The sequence below is a fragment of the Neobacillus sp. Soil_C_43 genome, assembly GCF_057656715.1.
The window spans coordinates 849,987-873,452 of the sequence record NZ_JBDGJV010000001.1 but is presented as its reverse complement, the minus strand read 5'-3'; the positions used below and the strand labels follow the sequence as shown (position 1 = coordinate 873,452).

General features: G+C 39.2%; 22 protein-coding genes and 1 other annotated feature. Of the genes, 16 read left to right on the top strand and 6 right to left on the bottom strand.

Features of this window, described 5'->3' with window-relative positions:
• Positions 1 to 122 precede the first annotated feature (122 nt).
• The 9 genes from AC3A54_RS04515 (at position 123) to AC3A54_RS04475 (ending at position 9,471) form a co-directional block, all read left to right on the top strand.
• Positions 123 to 386 (top strand): YtzC family protein, encoded by a 264-nt coding sequence (locus tag AC3A54_RS04515; protein ID WP_308082832.1) that lies wholly within the window; start codon positions 123 to 125, stop codon positions 384 to 386.
• A 14-nt stretch (positions 387 to 400) separates the two neighbouring features.
• A complete protein-coding gene (locus tag AC3A54_RS04510; protein WP_308082833.1) occupies positions 401 to 580 on the top strand; it encodes a glycogen biosynthesis protein GlgD in 180 nt (59 codons plus the stop codon).
• Between the two features lie 353 nt (positions 581 to 933).
• The gene (locus AC3A54_RS04505; RefSeq protein ID WP_487653458.1) at positions 934 to 1,758 is read left to right on the top strand and encodes a hypothetical protein; all 825 of its coding nucleotides are present in this window, start codon (positions 934 to 936) and stop codon (positions 1,756 to 1,758) included.
• Between the two features lie 60 nt (positions 1,759 to 1,818).
• Entirely contained in the window at positions 1,819 to 2,331 is a 513-nt protein-coding gene (locus AC3A54_RS04500; protein WP_308082835.1) for a NapC/NirT family cytochrome c, read from the top strand.
• A 2-nt stretch (positions 2,332 to 2,333) separates the two neighbouring features.
• Entirely contained in the window at positions 2,334 to 3,782 is a 1,449-nt protein-coding gene (locus AC3A54_RS04495) for an ammonia-forming cytochrome c nitrite reductase subunit c552 (protein ID WP_487653457.1), read from the top strand.
• Between the two features lie 407 nt (positions 3,783 to 4,189).
• Complete coding sequence (locus AC3A54_RS04490) at positions 4,190 to 5,380, top strand: MDR family MFS transporter (RefSeq protein ID WP_487653456.1); 1,191 nt, start codon at positions 4,190 to 4,192, stop codon at positions 5,378 to 5,380.
• Between the two features lie 444 nt (positions 5,381 to 5,824).
• Positions 5,825 to 6,045: a binding site (T-box leader), on the top strand.
• Between the two features lie 235 nt (positions 6,046 to 6,280).
• Positions 6,281 to 8,701 (top strand): leucine--tRNA ligase, encoded by a 2,421-nt coding sequence (gene leuS, locus AC3A54_RS04485; protein ID WP_487653455.1) that lies wholly within the window; start codon positions 6,281 to 6,283, stop codon positions 8,699 to 8,701.
• A 70-nt stretch (positions 8,702 to 8,771) separates the two neighbouring features.
• Positions 8,772 to 9,077 (top strand): rhodanese-like domain-containing protein, encoded by a 306-nt coding sequence (locus AC3A54_RS04480; protein ID WP_487653454.1) that lies wholly within the window; start codon positions 8,772 to 8,774, stop codon positions 9,075 to 9,077.
• 118 nt (positions 9,078 to 9,195) lie between these two features.
• Entirely contained in the window at positions 9,196 to 9,471 is a 276-nt protein-coding gene (locus AC3A54_RS04475; RefSeq protein ID WP_487653453.1) for a hypothetical protein, read from the top strand.
• A gap of 81 nt (positions 9,472 to 9,552) precedes the next feature.
• On the opposite strand, the gene AC3A54_RS04470 is transcribed toward AC3A54_RS04475, so the two are convergent.
• The 4 genes from AC3A54_RS04470 to AC3A54_RS04455 form a co-directional block, all read right to left on the bottom strand.
• Positions 9,553 to 11,094 carry an IS200/IS605 family accessory protein TnpB-related protein gene (locus tag AC3A54_RS04470; protein WP_487653452.1) on the bottom strand — a complete coding sequence of 514 codons (1,542 nt, stop codon included), beginning with the start codon at positions 11,092 to 11,094 and terminating at the stop codon, positions 9,553 to 9,555.
• 177 nt (positions 11,095 to 11,271) lie between these two features.
• Positions 11,272 to 11,598, bottom strand: a complete 327-nt coding sequence (locus AC3A54_RS04465) for a ferric reductase-like transmembrane domain-containing protein (protein ID WP_487653451.1) — start codon at positions 11,596 to 11,598, stop codon at positions 11,272 to 11,274.
• The gene (locus AC3A54_RS04460; RefSeq protein WP_487653450.1) at positions 11,585 to 11,944 is read right to left on the bottom strand and encodes an FAD:protein FMN transferase; all 360 of its coding nucleotides are present in this window, start codon (positions 11,942 to 11,944) and stop codon (positions 11,585 to 11,587) included. Before AC3A54_RS04460 ends, AC3A54_RS04465 begins: the two co-directional genes overlap by 14 nt.
• A 158-nt stretch (positions 11,945 to 12,102) precedes the next feature.
• Positions 12,103 to 12,345 (bottom strand): hypothetical protein, encoded by a 243-nt coding sequence (locus tag AC3A54_RS04455; RefSeq protein ID WP_487653449.1) that lies wholly within the window; start codon positions 12,343 to 12,345, stop codon positions 12,103 to 12,105.
• A gap of 147 nt (positions 12,346 to 12,492) precedes the next feature.
• Between AC3A54_RS04455 and AC3A54_RS04450 the strand changes: the two genes are divergently transcribed.
• From AC3A54_RS04450 to AC3A54_RS04435, 4 genes are all read left to right on the top strand, one after another.
• The gene (locus AC3A54_RS04450; protein ID WP_308082843.1) at positions 12,493 to 12,678 is read left to right on the top strand and encodes a sporulation protein Cse60; all 186 of its coding nucleotides are present in this window, start codon (positions 12,493 to 12,495) and stop codon (positions 12,676 to 12,678) included.
• A gap of 354 nt (positions 12,679 to 13,032) precedes the next feature.
• On the top strand, positions 13,033 to 14,586 hold the full coding sequence (locus AC3A54_RS04445; RefSeq protein WP_487653448.1) for a spore germination protein: 1,554 nt from the start codon (positions 13,033 to 13,035) through the stop codon (positions 14,584 to 14,586).
• 33 nt (positions 14,587 to 14,619) lie between these two features.
• On the top strand, positions 14,620 to 15,825 hold the full coding sequence (locus AC3A54_RS04440) for a Ger(x)C family spore germination protein (protein ID WP_487653447.1): 1,206 nt from the start codon (positions 14,620 to 14,622) through the stop codon (positions 15,823 to 15,825).
• Entirely contained in the window at positions 15,826 to 16,941 is a 1,116-nt protein-coding gene (locus tag AC3A54_RS04435; protein WP_487653446.1) for a GerAB/ArcD/ProY family transporter, read from the top strand.
• A 73-nt stretch (positions 16,942 to 17,014) separates the two neighbouring features.
• Here the strand turns inward: AC3A54_RS04435 and AC3A54_RS04430 are convergent, their stop codons facing one another.
• The gene (locus tag AC3A54_RS04430) at positions 17,015 to 18,289 is read right to left on the bottom strand and encodes a BaiN/RdsA family NAD(P)/FAD-dependent oxidoreductase (RefSeq protein ID WP_487653488.1); all 1,275 of its coding nucleotides are present in this window, start codon (positions 18,287 to 18,289) and stop codon (positions 17,015 to 17,017) included.
• A 218-nt stretch (positions 18,290 to 18,507) separates the two neighbouring features.
• On the opposite strand from AC3A54_RS04430, the gene AC3A54_RS04425 reads away from it, so the two are divergent.
• Together AC3A54_RS04425 and AC3A54_RS04420 are read left to right on the top strand one after the other, a co-directional pair.
• Positions 18,508 to 20,136, top strand: coding sequence for a putative polysaccharide biosynthesis protein (locus AC3A54_RS04425; protein ID WP_487653445.1), 1,629 nt, complete (start codon positions 18,508 to 18,510; stop codon positions 20,134 to 20,136).
• Positions 20,133 to 20,852, top strand: coding sequence for a pseudouridine synthase (locus AC3A54_RS04420; protein WP_487653444.1), 720 nt, complete (start codon positions 20,133 to 20,135; stop codon positions 20,850 to 20,852). Before AC3A54_RS04425 ends, AC3A54_RS04420 begins: the two co-directional genes overlap by 4 nt.
• 381 nt (positions 20,853 to 21,233) lie before the next feature.
• Here the strand turns inward: AC3A54_RS04420 and AC3A54_RS04415 are convergent, their stop codons facing one another.
• Positions 21,234 to 22,493, bottom strand: coding sequence for a TolB family protein (locus AC3A54_RS04415; protein WP_487653443.1), 1,260 nt, complete (start codon positions 22,491 to 22,493; stop codon positions 21,234 to 21,236).
• A gap of 155 nt (positions 22,494 to 22,648) precedes the next feature.
• On the opposite strand from AC3A54_RS04415, the gene speD reads away from it, so the two are divergent.
• Positions 22,649 to 23,455 carry an adenosylmethionine decarboxylase gene (gene speD, locus AC3A54_RS04410; protein WP_308082853.1) on the top strand — a complete coding sequence of 269 codons (807 nt, stop codon included), beginning with the start codon at positions 22,649 to 22,651 and terminating at the stop codon, positions 23,453 to 23,455.
• The last annotated feature ends 11 nt before the right edge of the window (positions 23,456 to 23,466 follow it).

The following is a 23,466-nucleotide window of genomic DNA, read 5'->3' as shown; positions in this document are numbered from 1 at the left end:
TGAAATTCTTTCATGCAAATTGCCAGCATTTATCAAACTGGTTGTGTTATAGGAAAAAGAAACAAGAACAAAATAAGAAATGAAGCAGTGTGCTTGCTTCAAAATAAAGGGGGTTCTTTTACATGGCTACTCGTGAATCAATGGATAATCTAATGCAGCAGTGTGAGGATGCGCTTCGATATGCTGAGGATCAATATAAGCAAAGCAGCCTTCAAGAGCATTATAATGACGATGATTACACAAAAGCATTACAACAGCTAGAAGAAACCTATCAGGACATTGCAAAAATGGCACATAGTGCGAATTCACAACAGCGTGAACAACTCCATCGAATGAGATTGCAGCTACAGCAGATTCAAAACTCAATGATCCTTGAAAGTCATTAAGAGGAGGAGAAATCTTGAAAAAACGTTCAAAACAACAAAACCCTGAGCAAAAAACTCGAAATGGAGTAAATAATCAAGACGTTGAGCTTGGTCAGGATTTCGATGTGGTTAAACAATCCAAAAAGAAGTACGAAAAAACTGGCGGCCAGCCAGTGAAGTCTAAATTCCACCAAGAAAAAAATCAATCCTCCTAAAAAAAAAATAAGAAGAGGCCGACAAAAAAGTCTGCCTCTTCTTTTCGTTAAAAGAGCCCCTTAAACCCCTTCTATATAAATTTTTCAACGAAAACACCTTGAAAATAGAAGAAAAATCCCGTTCACACATTAGAAACAACTGGGTTTTGATGTGTGATGTAGGTCACAGATTGGGTGTGTTTAACATGGTTTAAATAAGGTATGGATTATAAGATTCCATTCCAAAACTTCCACTTTCTGTTAGGAGACCAAAGAGTTTGAGGACGGTCACCTAACAATTTTTCAAACATACCATGTGAACATGTTCACAATTTATCCATATTTTTTACCAACCGATCCTGAGAGGAGTAACAATGAAAAAGTATCTATTTTTCCTAAGTATGTTCTTCGTCCTAATGTTTCCAATGAATGGCTATGCAGAAAATCAAGGTGTATTAAGCATGGAAGAACTGTCGATACATATCATGCCGGAGTATGCGTATCACCCAAATGATCAAAAAAAGAACCATGCCCCACTATTAATCGGCTATCAAGGGACTATGGTAAACAACTCAAAAGGGCTACAAAAAGGTCAAATCGAAATTCCGCTGCCAACTAAGGAGAAGAATTTTCGAATTGGCTACGTGGCAGATTACTCAAGTAATTTAAGCAAGGCGTATGAGATTGAATATGTGCTAGATCGTGAAAAAGGAACCATTTCCTGGACTACAAGTGAAGAAATAGGTCCAAATGAACGATATAAATTCGTAATTGAATTTTTTACGGATAGCTTAATGGTTAAAAAAGAAAAGAAGTCATTAGCGTATGACTTTAAAAGTTTTGCTGATATTGGACTTCTTAACATTTCCTTTACCCAGCCCGAAAAAGCAAAGAATATGAAGCTTACGCCAGCTCCAGAAGAGAATCAGAATCATGCTGAAGGAGATAAAACGTTATCTTATCTTTTCCAAGATGTGAAAGCAGGGGCCGGGAAAGAATTCAAAATGAAGTATGACCGTAAAGAAACGAAACCAACAACAGAACTAAATGATAATGCAGTAAACATAGATGAAAAGAAAGAGACGAAGAATGCCACACATCTGGCCGTTGGCACATTTGGTGGAGTAACTGTCCTTTCAGCAGGGATCTTGGCCATTCTTTTAAAGAAAAGAAAAAGAAAACAATCTACCGGGAATTAAGGTACGTAAGTACTTTAATAAATAAAAAAGAGAAAAAAGAATTCTATGGGAGGTGAAGAGATGTTCAAAAAGCTTTTAAAAATCAACAAAAAATTTCTATTTGTAGTCGTACTTCTAATCGGTGTCCTTCTATCACTCACAACAGTAAAGACCATGGCATATCTGGATTCACCAGGTTTCTGTCAAAACTGTCATACGATGAAGAATGTATACACATCATTCATGGACTCTACTCATGCAGAACTTCAATGTAATGACTGCCATTTACCGCACAAGAGTGAAGTAGGAAAGTTATTTTTTAAAGGTCGAGCAGGGATGACTCATGTGTATTACAACTCACTAGGAACAGATGATATCCCGAATGTCATTGAGGCAACAGACCGTACGATGAAAGTAATCAATGAAAACTGTGTTTCCTGTCACAAGAGTACCATTACTAATGTGTCTCATGACGCGAAGGATAGTTGTGTCTCCTGTCACAAAACAGTACCACATGGGAAAGGCTTTAAAGATGACCACTATAATAAGCCACCTAAATCAGGAGAATTATTAGAAAATAAGGGAGGATTTTAAGAATGGGAAGGTTCCGATATGGGGCATATCTTTTCCTGCTTGCATTTGTACTATTGATCACTGGCTGTGGCAATGAATCCAGTGATCAAACAGCAACCGCTGCAGGTAAAAAGACAACTGGCCTCACCGCAGATGAAATTAGTAATGAAGCATTCAAAGACTTATTTCCGCTACAGTACAACAGTTATAAGAAAAATGAAAAGATGGAAGATACAACATACGGTGGCTCTGTTAAACGCAGCAAGTATGATGAGGATAAAGAGCCATTGCTACCGATTTTGTTTAATGGTTATGGATTTGCAACCGAGTATAACGAAGAGCGTGGGCATACGTATGCATTAGAAGATATTCGTAATATTAAACGAATTACTGATAAATCTGTAGGTTCTTGTTATACATGTAAATCAACGGCTGTTCCAAAAATGATTGAGGAAATGGGCGATAGCTATTGGGGGGCCAATTTTAACAAGGATATTTGGCCAAAGGGTGAAGCGATGGGACACTCTCCAATTGGCTGCTCTGATTGCCATGACCCAAAAACGATGGACTTGCGAGTGACACGTCCTAGTTTTTATAAAGCTTTAGAAGCTAAGGGAGTAGATGTATCAAAACCAACGAAAAATGATATGCGCAGTTATGTATGTGGACAATGTCATGTGGAGTATTACTTTGCCTCAAAGAATAGTGAAGTAACTTTCCCTTGGACAAAAGGCTTTAAGCCGGAAGAAATGTATGAATACTATAATACGATTGCAAAAGAAAACGGTTTTGAGAAGGATTGGGTAAGTAATATTTCTGGTACTCCTATGTTAAAAGCACAACATCCTGAATATGAAACGCACTCATCCGGTACACATGGTAAAGCTAATGTTTCCTGTGCAGATTGCCACATGCCGTATGAACGTGTCGATGGAAAAAGAAAGATTACATCACACTGGTGGACGTCTCCACTTAAAACAATGCAAACCTCTTGCGGCCAGTGCCACGGCGACCGTGATTTAGACAAATTAAAAGATCGTGTCCTTGAGATTCAAGAGGCAAATGTTAGTGCATTACACGAAGCACAGGACGTTTCAACCATCTCTCACTATTATGTAAACAAAATGATTACTACTGGGGTAAGCCAAGAGAAAATTAAACAAGCACAGGAATTTGTACGCAAGGGACAATGGTTCTGGGATATTATTGCAGCTGAAAACTCTGCAGGCTTCCATAATCCACAAGGATCGATGGATTCGTTACGCATCTCTATTGAGCAGTCCAATAAAGCCATTCGCTTAGCTACTGAAGAACTTGTGAAAAAAGGCGTTAACATGGATGAGCTGGATAAGGAAATTGAAAAAGTGAAAAAAGCAGTCCTGGATGAAAAGGTAAATGAGAAGAAAAAAGATAAGGCAGTAAATAGTTATTTCCCTGCTCAAGCACCTGTTGTACCGCCTGTAAAAAAATAGACTCCTTCCATTAATCATCTTATTCGTCCCGCCAAGAAGGAATAAGAATGGAAAGAGCCTTAGGTAACGTTGTAGAAAACACTGTTTCTTCGTGAGAAACAGTGTTTTCTTGCGTTTATTTTGTCAAATTAATTGTGGTGAGTCAATTTTAGAGTTCTAATTTATAGGTCGGCGGAATAAAGTGCAAAGTTGGCGGAATTCCATTCGAAGTTGGCGGAATAAACTGCAAAGTTGGCGGAATAAATCTCAACTTTGGCGGAATCTATCGAAATTCAGTGAATTGACTAGAAATCCAGCGAACATTTACCCGGTGCTGGCAATGAAAAATAATTGCACTTCCGCTGAAAAAGGAATAATATATTTCTTTGGGAATTGAAATAATAGCTAATTGTAAAGGAGCGTTTTTCATGCCACGTGCCTTATGGCTCTTAATCATCGGGATGGCAGTGAATGTAACAGGCTCTTCTTTTTTATGGCCTTTAAATACAATCTATATTCACGATCATTTAGGTAAATCTTTATCCGTTGCTGGTGTTGTCTTGATGCTTAACTCGGCAGCCAGTGTCATCGGAAACCTTTATGGCGGCAGTCTATTTGACAAAATAGGCGGCTATAAATCTATCATTTTGGGAATTGGTATTACGCTCGCTGCACTGATAGGCCTGACGTTTTGGCATGGCTGGCCAGCATATATTGTGTTTTTAACCATCATTGGTTTTGGTTCTGGGGTGGTATTTCCAGCAATGTACGCGATGGCGGGCACCGTTTGGGTAGAGGGCGGTCGCAAAGCATTTAACGCAATCTATGTGGCTCAAAATCTTGGGGTAGCAGTAGGAGCAGCTTTGGGCGGGATTGTAGCAGATTATTCCTTCCAGCTCATCTTCCTTGCCAATACGATCATGTATATCATCTTTCTTCTCATTGCTGTTTTTGGCTATAAAGGAATCGCTACCGCTTCAGCTAAGCCAATAAGTGACACAGATGGACCAGTTGTAAAAAACAGAAATAATCTGCAAGCATTGTTAATTCTGTGCATAGGGTACTTACTTTGCTGGGTCGCATACGTTCAGTGGTCAACAACGATTTCATCTTATACACAGGAAATCAACATTTCGTTAAGTCAATATAGCTTGTTATGGACAATCAATGGTGCCATTATCGTTTTAGGGCAGCCACTCTTAAATGGGGTATTGAAGCGACTATCATCCTCACTGAAGCTTCAAATGCTTATCGGGATTGGTATTTTTATCGTTTCGTTTATTGTTGCAGGAAAGGCAAATGCTTTTTCTGGACTTTTAGTTGCTATGATTATCTTAACAATCGGAGAAATGTTTATCTGGCCTGCTGTACCGACCGTTGCCTTTAACCTTGCACCTAAAGGACGCGAAGGCTTCTACCAAGGAATCGTCAACAGCACTGCCACCGGTGGAAGGATGATTGGTCCTCTGCTAGGAGGAATAATCGTAGATGTGTACGATATCTCGGCTCTATTTATTGTTCTTATAGGACTATTCATCATCGCAATCGTAACCACTTTAATCTATGACCGCACTTTAAAAACAAAAATGGTGTCAGGCACCATCCGTGGACAAATGTAGGGATTTGTCCATTCCACACGGACAATTGGACAAAGGAGCTGGTCTCCTTTGTTCTTTTTATATAATTCTGTCCCATCACATTCCGTGATAGTGTGGTTTTTTTATGGAGAATTGGGTGTAGTTTAGTAGTTGGCGAGTAAAATGGGGATAGTGACGAGTAAAGTGAGAAGATTGACGAGTAAAATGAGAAATAGACGAGTAATCATGAATTTAGACAAGTAAACCTCCGAAAGTGACGAGTAAGAAAGGAAGAAATAAAAAAAGGTAACTTTAGAGGTACTTCAAGAGGCAATCAACACATAATTTGAAAAGGAATATACCTGATCCAGGCCTAAATGTCTTTTTATAGTTTAAATTGGTGGGATTTGGTCAATTCTGAAATTAGGCTATGTTTACTTGCATACTTATGATAAATTTAATACAATAACCGTAATACTTCATATTGAAAAGACAGTGACTAGGAGTAGTAGTGGTCCATACCCGTACGAAGAGAGTTGACGGCTGGTGAAAGTCAACCGGGTACATCATGAACTCGCCTTTGAGTTGCAAACATGAAGGAACAGTAATGTTTGCCGTATTCCGCGTTAAGGATGAATGAAGTGAGTGCATAAGCACTAATGTGGGTGGTACCGCGGGAAGATACATACAATCCTCTCGTCCCTTTTGGGATGAGGGGATTTTTTTATTTTTTGGCTGTGTTAAAGAACAGTGTTAATTTTATACACCCTGTTGATTGGAACGGAGGGCACGAAGACTCCTGTGGGAGTATGGTTCAGGGGAGACCCCGCAGGCGCAAGCGCCGAGGAGGCTCGCCTAAACACCCACGGAAAGCGAAGTGACTGGAGTGGAAATCAACAGGCAAGTTTAACAGAGCCTATTTTTTACTAGGAGGAAACAGACATGAGTTTCGATCATCAACAAATCGAAAAGAAATGGCAAAAGAAATGGGAAGAAGAAAAAACATTTAAAACAAGTGAAGAGTATGATAAACGCAAATTCTATGCGTTAGATATGTTTCCATATCCATCAGGCGCTGGCCTACACGTTGGACACCCTGAAGGTTACACAGCAACCGATATTCTTTCACGCTTAAAGCGTATGCAAGGCTATAATGTCCTTCACCCAATGGGCTGGGATGCATTCGGTCTTCCAGCAGAACAATATGCATTAGATACAGGGAACGATCCAGCCGAGTTTACGACAAAAAATATCAATACCTTCCGCAGACAAATCAAAGCATTAGGATTCTCCTATGATTGGGACCGTGAAGTGAATACGACTGACCCTGAATACTATAAATGGACACAATGGATTTTCTTAAAGCTTTACGAAAAAGGCTTAGCCTATATTGATGAAGTAGCCGTAAACTGGTGTCCTGCACTTGGAACCGTCTTGGCTAATGAAGAAGTCATCGATGGTAAGAGTGAACGTGGTGGTCATCCAGTAGAGCGCCGCCCAATGAAGCAGTGGATGTTAAAAATCACCGCTTACGGAGACCGCTTATTAGAAGATCTTGAAGAACTTGATTGGCCGGAAAGCTTGAAAGAAATGCAGCGCAACTGGATCGGACGTTCTGAAGGCGCTGAAGTAAACTTCCAAATTGACGGACACGACGAAATGTTTACTGTATTCACCACTCGTCCAGATACATTATTCGGTGCAACCTATGCGGTTCTGGCTCCAGAGCATTCCTTTGTTGATAAAATTACAACAGCAGAACAGCGTGCAGCAGTGGATGCATACTTAGATAAAGTGAAAACGAAGAGTGACCTTGAGCGTACAGACCTTGCGAAGGAAAAAACGGGTGTCTTCACCGGTGCCTATGCCATCAACCCAGCGAATGATGAGAAAATGCCTATCTGGATCGCCGATTATGTATTAGTAAGCTATGGAACAGGTGCGATCATGGCAGTCCCTGCACATGACGAGCGTGATTTTGAATTCGCGAAGGAGTTCAATTTACCAATTAAACCAGTAGTAGCAGGCGGCGATGTGGAGAAAGAAGCATATACTGGTGACGGTGAACACATCAATTCTGAGTTCTTAAATGGTTTAAACAAAGAAGAAGCCATTTCAAAAATGATTGCTTGGTTAGAAGAAAAAGGAATCGGAATCAAGAAGGTAACCTTCCGTTTACGCGATTGGTTGTTCAGCCGTCAGCGTTATTGGGGTGAGCCGATTCCAATTATCCACTGGGAAGATGGCACAATGTCTGCTGTTCCGGAAGAACAGCTTCCATTGACATTACCAAAAACAACAGATATCAAACCATCTGGTACAGGAGAATCTCCATTAGCCAATATTGAGGATTGGGTAAATGTAGTTGACCCAGAAACAGGTAAAAAAGGCCGCCGCGAAACGAATACCATGCCACAATGGGCAGGCAGCTGCTGGTATTACTTACGTTATATTGATCCTAAAAATGATCAGGCACTAGCTTCCCAAGAGAAGTTAAACCACTGGCTTCCTGTTGATATCTATATTGGTGGTGCCGAGCATGCCGTACTTCACTTGCTTTATGCGCGCTTCTGGCATAAGTTCTTGTATGATATCGGAGTAGTACCAACAAAAGAACCATTCCAAAAGCTATTTAACCAAGGAATGATTTTAGGCGAAAATAATGAAAAAATGAGTAAATCAAAAGGAAATGTTGTGAATCCGGATGATATTGTAAGCAGCCATGGTGCAGATACACTTCGCTTGTATGAAATGTTTATGGGACCACTTGATGCTTCGATTGCGTGGTCAACAAATGGTTTAGACGGTTCACGTCGTTTCCTTGACCGTATTTGGCGTTTGATGGTAGAAGAAAATGGAGTGTTGAATCCAAAAATCCAGCCAAATGAAGAAGCATCTAATTTGGAAAAAGTTTATCATCAGACCGTGAAAAAAGTAACTGAGGATTACGAGGGCTTACGTTTCAATACTGCTATTTCTCAAATGATGGTATTCATCAATGAAGCCTACAAAGCAACTGTGCTTCCAAAGGATTATATGGAGGGCTTTGTTAAAATGCTATCACCAGTTGCTCCGCATATCGCGGAAGAGCTTTGGGAAAAGCTTGGTCATAGCGGCGGAACTATTTCGTATGAGGCATGGCCAGCCTATGATGAAGCGAAGTTAGTAGATAACGAAGTGGAAATTGTAATCCAGGTAAATGGTAAGGTAAAAACAAAGCTTATGGTACCAACTGATGCTAGTAAGGAAGCGTTGGAAGGAATTGCGATGGATGATGATCGAGTGAAAGAGCAAATCGAAGGAAAAACCATTCGCAAGGTGATTACCGTTCCGGGTAAACTTGTAAACATTGTTGCAAACTAAATGAAATGAAGAGGCTGCCTCCAAAGCGAAAGGGGTAAGCCTCTTTACTCTTAAAAAGGGGATGGATGACATGGAAGAAATTCAAATTATTACACCTGAAGAGTTACAAAAGAAGCTTGAAGCGGGGGAAAAGCTTGAGCTTGTAGATGTAAGAGAAGATGAGGAAGTAGCAGGAGGAATGATTCCAGGGGCAAAGCATATTCGTATGGGCGATATTCCTGCTAACCTTGATTACTTTGACAAGGATAAAGAATATATTTTTATTTGCCGCTCAAGTGCCCGAAGTGGGAATGTCTGCTATTATTTGCAGGAACAGGGCTACAAGGTACGCAACATGATTGGCGGAATGCTTAATTGGTCAGGTGAAACAAAATAATAAACAAAAAACCGATTCGTCCTTTTGGAGAATCGGTTTTTTGTATCAATAAGTTGCTTCAAGAGTCGGCTTATCTCTAAAAAGCAAGCTACCTATTGGCAAGGCTGGAAGTATATTGATGACTAAAAGGACAACCGTTCCTAAAAATATAGACATTTATGGATATCACTATCTATCTGTTCTAAATGAATCTACCTACTCATTTAGCACGCAAAACGAACAGAGCTTTTTGCGGATCGCGTTAGGGGATCACACCCTAATTCCAGAATGGAAACATCCGTACAATAGGAGTTTTACAACCACTAAACACTTCATCGTTTCCATCACACAGCCATGTTCACGGCCGTGGATACCTTGCGATACTCTAGAAAGGCTGTTAGCCACGCTGGTTTAGCACATACAATCTACACATTGAAGTACGTGGTCCTTTTCTTCCTTACAGGTAAAAAGGAAGCGTTGCTCCAATTTTTCTTCTTTAAATATCTGCTTTCAAAAGCTCGATTTTATCTTGGAATGAATACTGTTTTTTTACATGATGGGTAATTGTACACCAATTGCTAAAATTGGATCGATGCTTATCAAAATTTTTTGGTAATGACAGGATGGTATCATACTTTGGCTTTTCCATTTTAAAGTGGTAGCCTCTTCTCGCGATCATGCACGCGGCTGACGCATGGGAGCTTAACCCATATCGTGCCATAAATTTCATTTGCCCAATTTGACTGGTATAAGCTGGGTTGACCTGCCTTACTTTTACGCCTACTTTTTTCGCTTTTGTCTCAATTAACTGCTGGAAGGTCGAATAAGCAAAACCCGAAAGCATCCGGGCATAAGCTGGCCCTTTTTCCCGCAGTTGTGTCTTTTTCTTTAAAAAATTTAGTTTCTCAATCATGACATCTTTTTGAACCAAGACGGCGTATTCGAGGATCTGCTTGATGGCATCACTCATGGAAGCAGTGACCTGTTCTTTTCTTCTGGAATACATGGGGACGTTCATTTTCCAACTTTTGATAGGATTTCCAAACCGGTCAATTTCACAAATTGAGAGAAATCCGGCATTGAGATCGATTCCGATCAGTCCATTTAGATTTGATGTTCCCACTTTGGGTATTTCCCGTTCAACTGTTGCGTTTACGTACCATCCTTTTTCCTGCTTAAGAAAGCGATACGTAATAGATGTATAATACTTTTGCGGCCGTCCGCTCCGGGTATGCCCCATGTAAGGAACCTTTGCCTTGTTTATCCACTCTTGCCCATAAGGGAACAGCACGTCATTGAACTCTATATACTTCCCATAGTTTTGAGAAAAGTGATTGGCCACACGGAGCCTTAATGTGTTCTTCAAATTATACGCTGCCGACTGGTTTCCGAAAGTTTCATCCTTAGAGCCAATTATCAAAAATTGTGAACCTCTGGCCTCCCGCCAGTCCTTCTGCCACTCTTGGTGATCCTTGTATTGATTTTCTTCCAAATGGAATTGTTTTTGAAATAATTTCTTCGAACCAAAGCAGATGTGAATCTTATGATTCGTCACGTCTACTTGCAGTTGATCTAATTTTTGTTTGAGATTTCTCAGTCGGCGCTTTTTTTGATGAAGGTAAAACTTGAGGTTACGATAGTTCTTTACCTTTTTCGAGAATAACGGATGGGTTTGTGGTAGTTCCTGGAGTTTTTGATGAAGTTGTTCTTTTTGCGTGGATTTCTTGTCAATGAATTTTTGTAAGTAAGTCGTTTTTGCTTCAAGCTCCTGGATCTCCCGTTTTCTTTTTTCGATAAAGGAGGAGACCTTTCCGTCCAGCTGCATTCTCAAAGAATTGAATTGCCGAGCTGTGATTCCAAATTGAGTTAGAAAGGTCTTTTTTAGGCTAGAGGACGAAACACCTTTTATGTGAGATTGAACAAAAAGCTTTCGTTCCAGCCTGCCAAAGTATTCTGCATACTCATGAAGGTACATGATTGATGAGAGTCCATTATGTAGTGTGAAGTTTATTAGTTTCGTTTGGTACGTTTGTATCATTTTGCACCTCCAAACACCTTTCGGAACATTTGTTCGTAATTATATTATCTTATATATCAATCACTTTTTCAAGTATTTAATGTAAAGATACATAAAATATTACCATTGTCTAGTGTTGTCTACTATTGTCTACTATTGTCTACTATCGTCTACTATCGTCTACTATCGTCTACATTTTTATAAACTGTTATAAACCCCTTGGAAGTCTGTACCGATGATTAGTCCATGCAGTGTCACTAGAATATAAAGAATCGGATTCAAGGCATGAAATTTCCGCCATTTTTGATAGCCCATCTTTTTTCGTGCCTTTGAGGTGACAATCGTCATGATTAAAAAATACAATGACACTGTCCCCATTGCCATTGAAAGAGGCTTATAGTCTGTATTAAAAGGTTTTAACACTTCAACCCATTGAAAGGAAATATACGAGTCAATAAGCAAAATTCCAACATGGCCTAAGACAAGAATCAGTGCCCAGTTGGAAAGCGCCTCATGTAAAAACAAGGAAACGGTAACTCTTTGTTTTCTCTTTTTTTGAACCTGAGAATACAGGCCGAGAAGGACAGAAAGGTTCTAATGCCGTTAATACACAAGGATTAAAGATGCCTTTTGTTTCCTTATAAAAACGAAGGGCATCGGTAAGAATGGACAACATTTCACTAGAAATCGTGACTCCTTTTCCTACCTGCTGATTTAAACGACAAAGTTCACTATCTTCACGAAACCGGCTGCACGTGGACTCTATTAATTCAAATAGTTTATAGATGGGCATCATATCATTTGCAAACAGTTCATGATTGATAGAAATTTGAACAATCGTACTCATAGAGTTGAATCGATAGGAGTACATCAGGTTCCACCAGTAGTAGTATGAAATCCGCCATGATGGCCCATCTCAGGACTGCCACCATTTGAGAATTGATCTTGCTGATTACTATTGTCAAAGGATTGATCATTATTACCCGAAAATTGATCACTATTATCTGAACTTTGGTCATTTTGATTAAATTAAGAGGAACGATCCCAGCGAAAAGAATGATTAAACCCTTGATTTGATTCCTCCTGCGCTTGAAAATTAAAATTATCTTGTGACTTCTGATTGGAATTATTGTTAGAAGGTTGCCCCTGATTTAATGCTAATGAATTGTTTGCTTGATCTCCATTTGATAATCCCAGATAGGACACCATTCCTGCCACTAAAGCTAAACTACCAAAGCTAACACCCCATGAGATTTTTTGTTTTTTATCCAATTGTAGTGCTCCTTTCCTCTTTCAAATGTCTTACATTTAGGAGTTTACAAGTTAAACCTTAATATAAACTTAAATTTTTACAGACTTTAATTTATAAAATTCAGAAAAATGGTAAATAATGATAGTAAAAAGGAGAGGGAGAGTACAGTGATTCAGGTAAAGTTATTTGACCGGGAGCATGAGAAGGATTTAGAAAAAGAAATGAATCGCTTCTTAAGAGGAATTGATGAGCAGAGTCTGCTCGATATTAAATATAACGTTGCTGCCATGACAGAAGAGGAAGAGGAAGAACAAATTTATTGCTTTTCAGCGATGATTATCTATCGCTCGTGACAGTGAAACTCTCTTTATAGGAAATGTAAAACCTAGCTTAAGCAAGTTTATTGTTTAAGACAAGGTTTTTCTTTTTGATTCTTTTTGGATTTTCCCTTGCCTGTCATCACCAGCCAAATAATCACAGGCCCCGAAAAGTTTAATACTATCACGCCACCAACAATTATCCATAAAAACCATATCGTGTTTATCACATATTGGTATAGCCAAAAATGATAAAAATCCATTGCAAACACCTCAATGTTATTGTCGACGGCCTATACACCATTCATACCTTAGTAGGGGTTATTTTATAAGTGGTTTGGATATAAAGAGAATAGATTCAAATGTTCATTACACGGAGAGGGTAAAGTAATGGAAAATAATCTAGATCAGCACCTAAAAAAAGAATTAACAACAAATTACGAGGAAAATAAATTATTAATCCAAAAGATTCTTACTGATAATGGAGATTTAATTGTACGAGAATTTTTTTTTCATCAGAAAAAGAACATAGCCATTGTTTGTTTTTATATTGACGGTTTAGTAAACACCAATATCATTGGCTCCGTCATTGATTCCTTTATTTATCAGGCACCGCGATTATTAAGAGACATGGATATAAATACTCTTTATACGAATCTTCCGGATAAAATCAATAAGCATATCCTTCATGCACACAGTGTTAAATTAATTTCCAAGGTAGCAGATGTGATTGATGCCATTTTATCGGGTGATTCCGTATTTATTATTGAAAAATGTGATCAAGCCATCCTTGTTTCGACTAGAGGTTGGGCGGACAGAGCTGTCAGCGAACCACAGACAGAGCAAGTAGTTATTGGTCCTAGAGATGGCTTTACTGAAAATTTGCGCACAAATACTGCTCTCGTTAGAAGGAGAATAAAGGATCCGCTTCTTTCTATTAAATCGACTGTAGTTGGAAAGTCATCTAAGACCACGCTTAACATTGCCTACCATCGAGGGACTGTAAAAAAGGGCTTGGTTGAAGAGGTAATGAAGAGATTGGACAATATTGATATTGATGGAATTATCGACTCGGGCTATATATCGGAATTAATAGAGGATGCGCCACTTTCTCCGTTCACTACCGTGCAGAGCACGGAACGCCCTGATAAAGTGGCAGCGTCTATTTTAGAGGGTAGAGTAGCAATCTTTGTTGATAATTCCCCTTTTGTGTTGATCGTTCCAACTTATTTTTGGCAATTTTTACAGGCAAGTGATGATTATTATTCTAGGTACATGGCTGGTTCATTCTTTCGTCTCATTCGTTATTTTGCGTTCATTATCAGTCTTGTCCTAACGTCTATTTATGTTATGTTGGTAAGCTTTCATCAAGAAATGATTCCAACAGCTTTAGCGTTAACGATTGCGTCTGGGAGAGAAGTAGTTCCATTCCCGGTCTTGTTAGAGGCGCTCATCATGGAAATAAGTTTTGAACTGATGCGTGAGGCCGGGCTAAGGATGCCTAAACCTGTAGGTCAGGCTGTGAGTATCGTTGGTTCTCTAGTCATCGGACAAGCAGCCGTACAAGCCGGTTTGGTTTCTCCTTTTATGGTTATTATCGTTGCAATTACTGGTATTGCTTCATTTGTTATGCCGAATTATGCAGCCTCCTTTTCCATAAGGCTAGTCAGATTTCCTTTATTAATTGCTTCAGGAACGTTAGGTTTATTAGGATTTTCAGTTGTTTTTTCTCTTATCGCTATTCACGCGTTATCTTTAAGGTCCTTTGGGGAGTCATATCTAGCTCCGGCCACTCCTTTTCAGCCTTCTGATCAGAAGGATATGATAATAAGGTTTCCGTGGTGGTCAATGGAACGACTGCCACACCTGGCAAAGCAAAGACAACGTGCAAGTGATAGTCAAAAACCTAAAAACCCACAAGAAAACAATAATAATGAAGGTTAACGGAAAAACCTATCGAAAAAGGAGTGAACGATAGTGTTTCCTAAATATATCATTCTCTTTTTATCTTGTTTATTACTATTGAGCGGTTGTAAAACAGGAAAAAGAGAATTAAGCGATCTAGCACTAGTTATGGCAGTAGGTCTAGATAAAGGAGAGAAAGAAGGAACTATAAAAGTAACCACCCAGATTGCAAGGCCAGCAGATGCAAGAGGTTCCACAGGGGCTCCTTCCGGGCAAACGGGAGATCCTATTTGGTCTGCTTCCGCAGAAGGTGAAACGATTTTTCAGGCCATAAGAAACTTATCCACATTTTCCAGTCGAAGGGTATTCTGGGCTCATAATCTCATTATTGTTATTAATGAAGACCTGGCAAAGGAAGGAATAAGTGACATTATTGATTTCTTTACACGAAATCCAGAACTTAGGATGAGAACTTGGGTTGTTGTCACACCAAATCCGGCAAAACAAGTAGTGAGTACGATGACGGGATTAGAAGTGGTTCCAGGAGAAGCGTTAGATAAGTTATTCAGGTATACCCCTATTTCAGTACAAGCGCCACGGACACAAATGATTGATTTGCAGTCTGCCTATCTAAATGAAAGTACTCAACCTATATTGGCAAGAGTCCATTTTGTAAAACGAGGTGTATCCAATAAAAAGGCGGGGCAGGCCGGTTCCTACAATCAGGTTGAATTAGCAGGGGCGGGTATCTTTCGGGAGGATAAGCTTGTAGGAACTTTAAAGCCTGTGGAAGTGAGAGGGATGATTCCTTTTATTGAACCAATTGATACAGGTGTACATATCCTGTCTTGCCCTGATGATAAAAGTAAAAAAATGACAGTGGAATTAAAGAACCAGAAGTTCAGTGTGACTCCTTCTTATCAAGATAATAAACCGTCGTTTAAGATATCCTACCAAACCACAGGAAGTGTAGTGGAGGCAGCTTGTCCCTTTGCGTTAGAGGAAAGAGACAAGGTAAAAGCACTAGAAAAAATGATAGAGAAAGAAAAGAAAAAAGAGTTTGAGAAGATTGTAAAAAAAGCCCAGATTGAATTTAAATCTGATTTCCTTGAACTTGGAAAAGTGTTTAACAATAAATATCCGGTAGAATGGCGGAAAATTGGGCCCAGTTGGGAAACGATTTTTCCGACAGTAGCAGTTGAGGTTCATACGAAAGCAACAATAAATGATACTGTTTTATTAAAAAAACAGACCAAGCCAGGAAGTGTGAAGAACTAAATGAAAGTACAGATTTCAAATGGGATTTTTATGGCACTCATAATTAATATGGTATATGCAAAAGCCATTGGTTTAACACAAGGATCGATTGCCCGAGAGGTAGGTGGGGATATGTGGATTTCCACATTATTTTCTACCATCCAGGGTTGTTTAATGATGCTAATAACGGTATATCTAATACGCAAAACTCCAAGTCTCAATATAATTGAACAAAGTGAAGTGCTATTAGGTAAATGGTTTGGGAAAATAATTAGTTTACTTCTCTTCTTCTTTTTTGTAGGTGCAGCTGGGGCGGTATTTACCACATTTGTTTACCATCTTAAAGATTATTTCTTGCCTGAAGCCCCCACGTTTTTATTTATTTTAGCCGGCATGGTGATTGCTGTTTTTGCTCTATATCATGGAATTGAGGTCATCGGAAGAATGGCCCTTATCGGTGTGTTTTCCATTTTAATGCTCAATATTTTAATCATTATTGGGTCTATGTCTGACTTCGATATCAAGGAACTGTTACCTATTTTTGATGCAGGGGTGATTCCAGATGTTTGGGCAAGCAGGCATAATAATACAGACTGGGCACTGGCCACCATGATGGCCGCGATTATTTTACCGAAAGTAAAAGAAAATAAAACATGGAGTAAGTCGGGAGCATACGGCATTCTCTTAGGGGGAGCCTTCGTTGTCTTGTGGCCGATTCTTGAGTCAGGTGTTTTATCGGCAGAAGTAACTGGGCAGTACATTATTTCCTGTATGCAAATGGCAAGAAGCGCAGAGATCGGGTTGTTTATTCATCGGTATGAAATGATTATGATTGCATTCTTTGCTCTTTCGTCTATTACTCAAATCATTATGACCTTTTATTGTGCAACGATTTCCATTCAACAAATATTTGGTATAAAAAAGTTCAATCGAACGATTATTCCTGTGAGCTTTGTACTAAGTGCTTTTGGGTATTGGGTGGTACTTGATCACCACCGGGCCATCAATTATATCGAGTCCTACTGGGTCATGCTCGCGATGTCTATCAGCGTTGGTGTGCCTATAATTTTGTTATTACTAGGGCTTCTATTTAAAAAGAAACTGAAAAGCGCTAGTACTGAAAATCTGGGTACATAAGTAATCCCGCAAAAAAAGAACCCTATTAATAAGCAATGAAAAGTCACTTAATAGGATTCTTTTGCTCTTATATTCAATGATAACTAGTTTTTGCGAAGAGGGCGGCGTTCGTCCCAGCGAGTCTTCCGGTTACGAGGGCTGAGGTTATATTATAGCCACCTGTATACCCGTGAATATCAAGAATTTCCCCGCAAAAATATAAGCCGTTCATTAGCTTTGAGCCCATGGTTTGCGGTTCAATTTCCTTAACTGAGATCCCACCACCAGTTACAAAGGCTTTTTCAAGTGGAAGAGTGCCATTTACCTTTATGAGAAATTGCTTACAGCTTTTAGAAAAACTTCTGATTTTTTCATTAGAAATGGTACCACCCTGCTCGGATGGGTCGATGCTATTTTGTTCTAAGAGAAATAGTAAATACCGTTCAGGGAGCAACCCTTTTAGTGTATTTTTAATACTCTTTTTAGGTTCGCTTTTTACTAGTTTAATGATTTCTTGAAAAATATCTTCTTCCTTTTTATCGGGTAGAGCATCTAGACTCATGGTAACCTCTTTTAAGTTCCATTTCTTCATCGCTTTTACAACAAATTGACTGCAACGTAATACAGCGGGGCCGCTAACGCCAAAGTGAGTGAACAGCATGTCCATTCGATGAGAGATGATCGGTTTCCCTTTTGGATTTAAGACGCTTAAGTCAATGTCCCGTAAAGATAAACCCTGCAGCGATTTATTTTTGATAAAAGGTTCGCTAGACGTGACAGGTACCTCAGTAGGAAACAGTTCCGTAATGGTATGCCCCGCTTTTTCCGCCCATGCATACCCATCACCTGTGGAACCTGTATGGGGAACAGACTTGCCGCCAACAGCAATCACAATGGATTTGGCTGATAGACGTTGGCCATCCTTTAACAAGACAGCGGATACCTGACCATTTTCATACATGAGATCCTTTACAGGGCTATTTTTGAACACTTTTACATTGAGTTTTTCTAATTGATGTAAAAGTGCGTCCACGACCGATTGTGCTTTGTCGGAAACAGGGAACATACGCCCATGGTCTTCTTCCTTTAATTCGATTCCTAGCTTTTCAAAAAATCTAATTATATCTTCATTACTGAAGATGGAAAAAGCACTGTATAAAAACCTGCCATTTCCTGGCAAGTGCTTAATGATTTCTTCAACTGGCAGGCGATTCGTCACATTACAGCGTCCGCCTCCAGAAATAGCAAGTTTTCGGCCAAGCTTGTCGCCTTTATCTATTAAAAGTACTTTCGCGCCTTTTTCACCAGCGGCAATGGCAGCCATTAAACCGGATGGGCCCCCGCCGATGACAATCACATCATATTCCATAATTACACCAACTTTATATTCATTCAAAGATTTCATGTCACTTCATTATAAACATTTCTTGCCGAATTAAAACAAATAGGCGGGATTTTAATAAAATTAACTTGATTTGTTAGTAGCATCGAAGGGAAAAGAGTTGTAAACTACTAATAGTGTGCAAAAAAAGTCGACATGTACTTTGTGAAAACACGCACGTATTTCTTCGGGTAGGAAGGGATTTTATGCAGTCTAAGCTTTTAAGAGGAACATTTATATTAACTTTTGGAACGATACTTTCCAAAATTCTCGGCTTAATTTACGTTATTCCATTCTTTCAAATCGTCGGTCGTCAAGGGACGGTCCTTTATCAATTTTCTTACGTTCCTTATACCATTTTTATTAGTGTCGCTACAGCAGGTGTACCGTTGGCGGTCTCCAAATTTATTTCTAAATATAATGCACTTGAAGAATACGCTGTTGGCAGGAAGCTATTTAAATCTGGATTAATGATTATGCTCATCACTGGATTTGTTGCCTTTTTAGCCATGTATTTTGCTTCTCCTATGTTAGCTGAAATGAGTACACAAGGTGAAAAAGCGAATTTAAAAGATGTCACAACCGTGATGAGAGCAGTTAGCTTTGCTTTAATTGTTGTACCGTTTATGAGTTTGATCAGAGGATATTTTCAGGGCCATCAATCGATGGGGCCATCGGCACTCTCTCAAGTAGTAGAACAAATAGTACGAATTCTATTTACACTATTAGGTGCTTATGCAGTTTTAAATATTTTCCATGGCAAAATGGTAACGGCTGTTAGTGTGGCTACCTTTGCTGCTTTTATTGGAGCCATTGGAGGCCTTGCCGTTTTATTTTGGTACTGGTATAAAAGAAAGCCATATTTAGACGAATTGCTTGAACATGATAAGGGTACGATGGATATCTCGCTCAAGGAAATCTATAAAGAAATATTTATCTCTGCCTTTCCATTCGTTTTAGTAGGTATTGCGAATCCATTATTTCAGGCGATTGATCAGTTTACCTTTACAAAGGCAATGGCGGAAATTGGGAAATCGACGAAAGTCGCTGAATCTTTCTTCTCCATGTTGAATTTCGAGTCGCATAAGATTGTCATCATCCCAGTATCACTCGCGACTGCTTTTTCACTAACCTTAGTTCCTAGCATCACGAAGTCTTTTGTTGAGAATGACAGGAAAAGTATGAATCGTCAATTAAATCAAACCTTTCAGGTCTTATTATTCTTAACGCTCCCAGCTTCGATTGGTCTTTCCTTGCTGGCTGAACCTATTTACACCGTCTTTTATCAGCATGACTTACTTGGAGCAGAAGTATTAAGGGCCTATGCACCGGTTGCGATTCTATTTTCTCTTTACTCAGTTACAGCTGCCATTTTACAAGGCATTAATGAACAACGATTTACAATCTTAAGTCTCCTTGTAGGATTATTAATAAAATTATCGTTAAACATTCCTTTAATAAAAATGATGGAAACAAAAGGGGCTGTACTCGCTACCACACTTGGGTACCTTGCAGCCATTATTATCAATATCATCGTTATAAAAACGTATTCTCGTTACCCATTCCGACTTGTTTGGCGAAGGGGTTTATTAATCGTGATCTTTGCTGGATTAATGTGGGCAGGGACAGAGGCCGTCTATAAGTTCCTATCATTATTCCTATCTCCAGCATTGAAAGGGCAATCTATTTTGTTAATTTTAGTTAGTGCAGGAGTAGGGGCAGCTATCTATTTTTATTTAGGCTTAAAATCTGGTCTTGCCAGCCGCTTATTTGGAACTAGGCTTGAGCGTTTAATGACAAAGTTAAAATTGCCAAGAAGGAGGGGTACTGCTTGAGAATTGATAAAATGCTAGCTAACCTTGGTTTTGGTAGCCGAAAAGAAGTAAAGCAACTTCTAAAAAGCGGTTCTGTTAAAGTAGACGATGTAGTGGTTAAAGATGCGAAACAGCATGTTGATCCTGAAAAGCAAACCGTCACTTTAAATGGTGAGGTCATCGAATACAGAGAATTTATCTATCTAATGATGAACAAGCCTCAAGGGGTTTTATCGGCAACAGAGGATAATAATACAGAAACAGTCATTGATCTATTGGAACTTGAAGACCAAGTCTATGAGCCGTTTCCTGTTGGAAGATTGGACAAGGATACAGAGGGCTTATTGTTAATCACCAATGACGGTCAATTGGCTCATCGATTGCTGGCACCGAAAAAACATGTTCCAAAGACCTATTTTGCTGTGATTGAAGGGGAAGTAACCGAATCGGATATTACAGCCTTTGCTAATGGTGTAACATTGGATGACGGCTACGAAACCAAGCCAGGTGAATTAAAGATATTGAAATCGGGTATTCGTTCCGATATAGAGTTAACAATCACCGAAGGAAAATTTCATCAAGTAAAAAGAATGTTCGAAGCGGTAGGAAAAAGAGTCGTATACCTCCAACGTATTTCTATGGGACCACTTTCATTAGACGAAACCCTAGAGTTGGGAGAATACCGGGAATTAACCGACGAAGAAATCGAACTCTTGATGAATTATCAAGTGAAATAGAGGAAAAGCAGCTTTACATGAGCTGCTTTTTCTATTTATTTTAAAAATTGTTGGGGCAATGAGCGGATTTTAGCTGTTAATGAGCGAATTATTATGGGATATGAGCGGATTTTACATTTTATGAGCGAATTCGTGTGGTTTATGAGCGAATCAGCGTCCTGTTTAAAAATTCCAATACAAACTGGGAAAAATGGAAGAACGTAGACGCTGAGTGGTTGATAAATCTTGAAAAGTGGTCGATAAAATGTAAAAGCGGACGATATATCACGCGAAGTGGTCGAAAAAAATCCAAACCGGTTGATATCCGACAAAAAGTGGTCGATAAATGAAATTCACGCAAAAAACAGGCCACCTTCACATGAAAAGGAGGCCTGCCATCATCTATTTCCCTTGATAAAAATCATAACCATCCACATTTTTAATCCATACCCGAGCATTTTCCCCATTTGAATCAGCAATCCACAAATCTCGTTGCATTTCAGCCAAATCCTTTTTCCTGACCCAGGTTAATTTACGCGCAGAAGGAAGATAAATAGGGTGGTAATCACCAAAACCTTTTGGAGGATGGGTCAATTGCAATTGCGTTTGCTCCCCCATTGTTATTGAAAATAAAGAAGGATCGGGCCTCTGCTTAGGATCATTTGACCATTCGCTCTCATTAACTCTAGAGACAATTACTGACTGATCATCTCTCCATGTAAAACCTAACTCCGCAAAGTGAGGGGGAGTCAAGCTGATTGACTTGTAAGCCGGAAGTTCCGTGACCTTCATTTTTTTATTCTTAAAACCCATAACAATTCTTCCCCCACCCGCAATATAACCTAACCGGTTTTGATGGAAGGCCCACTTAGGAGAGTCAACTTCCCAAATCATTTCATCTAAAACCTCGAAGGTTTGTTCATCAGATGAGATCACACACATCATATTGCTGTCCATTGACCAGGAAGCAGTTGGGCTGACCATAAAAGAAATCCACTTACCATCAGGGGAAAATTGAAAATTAGTTGCATCAATGGCAAGTAAACTAATATTCCCTTTTTTTAATTCACTTGGAATGGTGTACAATTTCTTCACATTTTTTGTTAGACTCGTGATTTTTGTAAAATCTTTATCAAGTCCGATTTTGTAAAGAACAGGATTTGTCCAGCCATCGGGTCTTAGTGAAGCGCCTGACGCGGTGATAAAGGCCCTTCCATCCGGGAACCAATTATAATCTCCTACACCTAACGCAATATTATAAAACTGATCCAGGTTGGAGATATTTAAGACACCACCACTTTTGAAGGCTAGGATATCCTCAACCGGTGACCATTTTGGGTTTGAACCGTCATAAGTAATCCGTTTGTGTTTTCTTGTCTCTAAACTATACACCCAAATCTCAGTTTGGGACTCTAAGTTCGGACTAAGTTTCTCTTTTGGTTCTACACCATAAACAATCCACTTTCCATCATGAGACCATAGGGGTGGCTCGTTATACTTGGTAGGTTTGTGCGTGATTTTTTCTTCCATGCCATTCATTTTCGTCCAAAGAAAGCCGTCTCTAACAAATGCCACTTTTACCTTTTCCGGTTCAGGTTTCGCTATTGCTAGGTTAGGAAGTAATAATAGGAAAATCAATATAAGAAAAAACTTTTTCTTCATCCTTTCACCTCTTAAGAAAGTCCTTCGATTATTGTTCTCAAGATGGAAAGAATTATCAAGGTCAAAAAGTTTTTAAAAAATAAGTAACTGGGTATAACAATGGGTATCTTAATAATATTTACTTTCGAATGTTATTCTTACAAGGGGGAATTGCCATGAGACTTACGCACGAGCAGGCAATTGAATTACACGGCTTTAATAATTTGACGAAGTCACTAAGCTTTAATATGTATGATATTTGTTATACAAGAACAAAGGATGAGCGTGAAGCCTATTTGAAATATATTGATGAACAATACAGCGCGGAGAGACTGGAAGCTATTCTAAAAAATGTTTCAGATCTTATTGGGGCTCATGTATTGAATGTGGCTGCGCAAAACTTTGAGCCTGCTGGAGCGAGTGTGACGCTATTAGTTTCAGAGGGGCCGCTTACCAATGCTCCTTCTGAGTCGTTTGAGGAATCTCCAGGCCCACTTCCGGAATCAGTGGTGATGCAGCTTGATAAGAGTCATATCACGGTTCATACATATCCGGAATTTCATCCTGATGAAGGAATCAGCACCTTTAGAGCAGATATTGATGTTTCCACATGTGGGGAAATCTCACCGCTTAAGGCTCTTCACTATTTAATCCGTTCATTCGAAACGGATGTCATGACTATTGATTACCGTGTTCGCGGTTTTACTCGGGATAAAACGGGGCATAAGCTGTTTATTGACCATGAAATTAACTCGATTCAAAATTACATTCCTGAAGATGTCGGGGAGCTATTCGATATGATTGATGTGAACGTCTATCAGGAAAACATTTTCCATACAAAATGTAAGCTTCGGGAATTTGACTTAAATCATTATTTATTTGGCTATACAAAAGATAAATTGACCCCTGATGAACATATTGAAATCACTGAAAGACTCAAGCTGGAGATGGATGAAATTTTTTACGGGAAAAACATGGTGTAACAAAAAAGCTC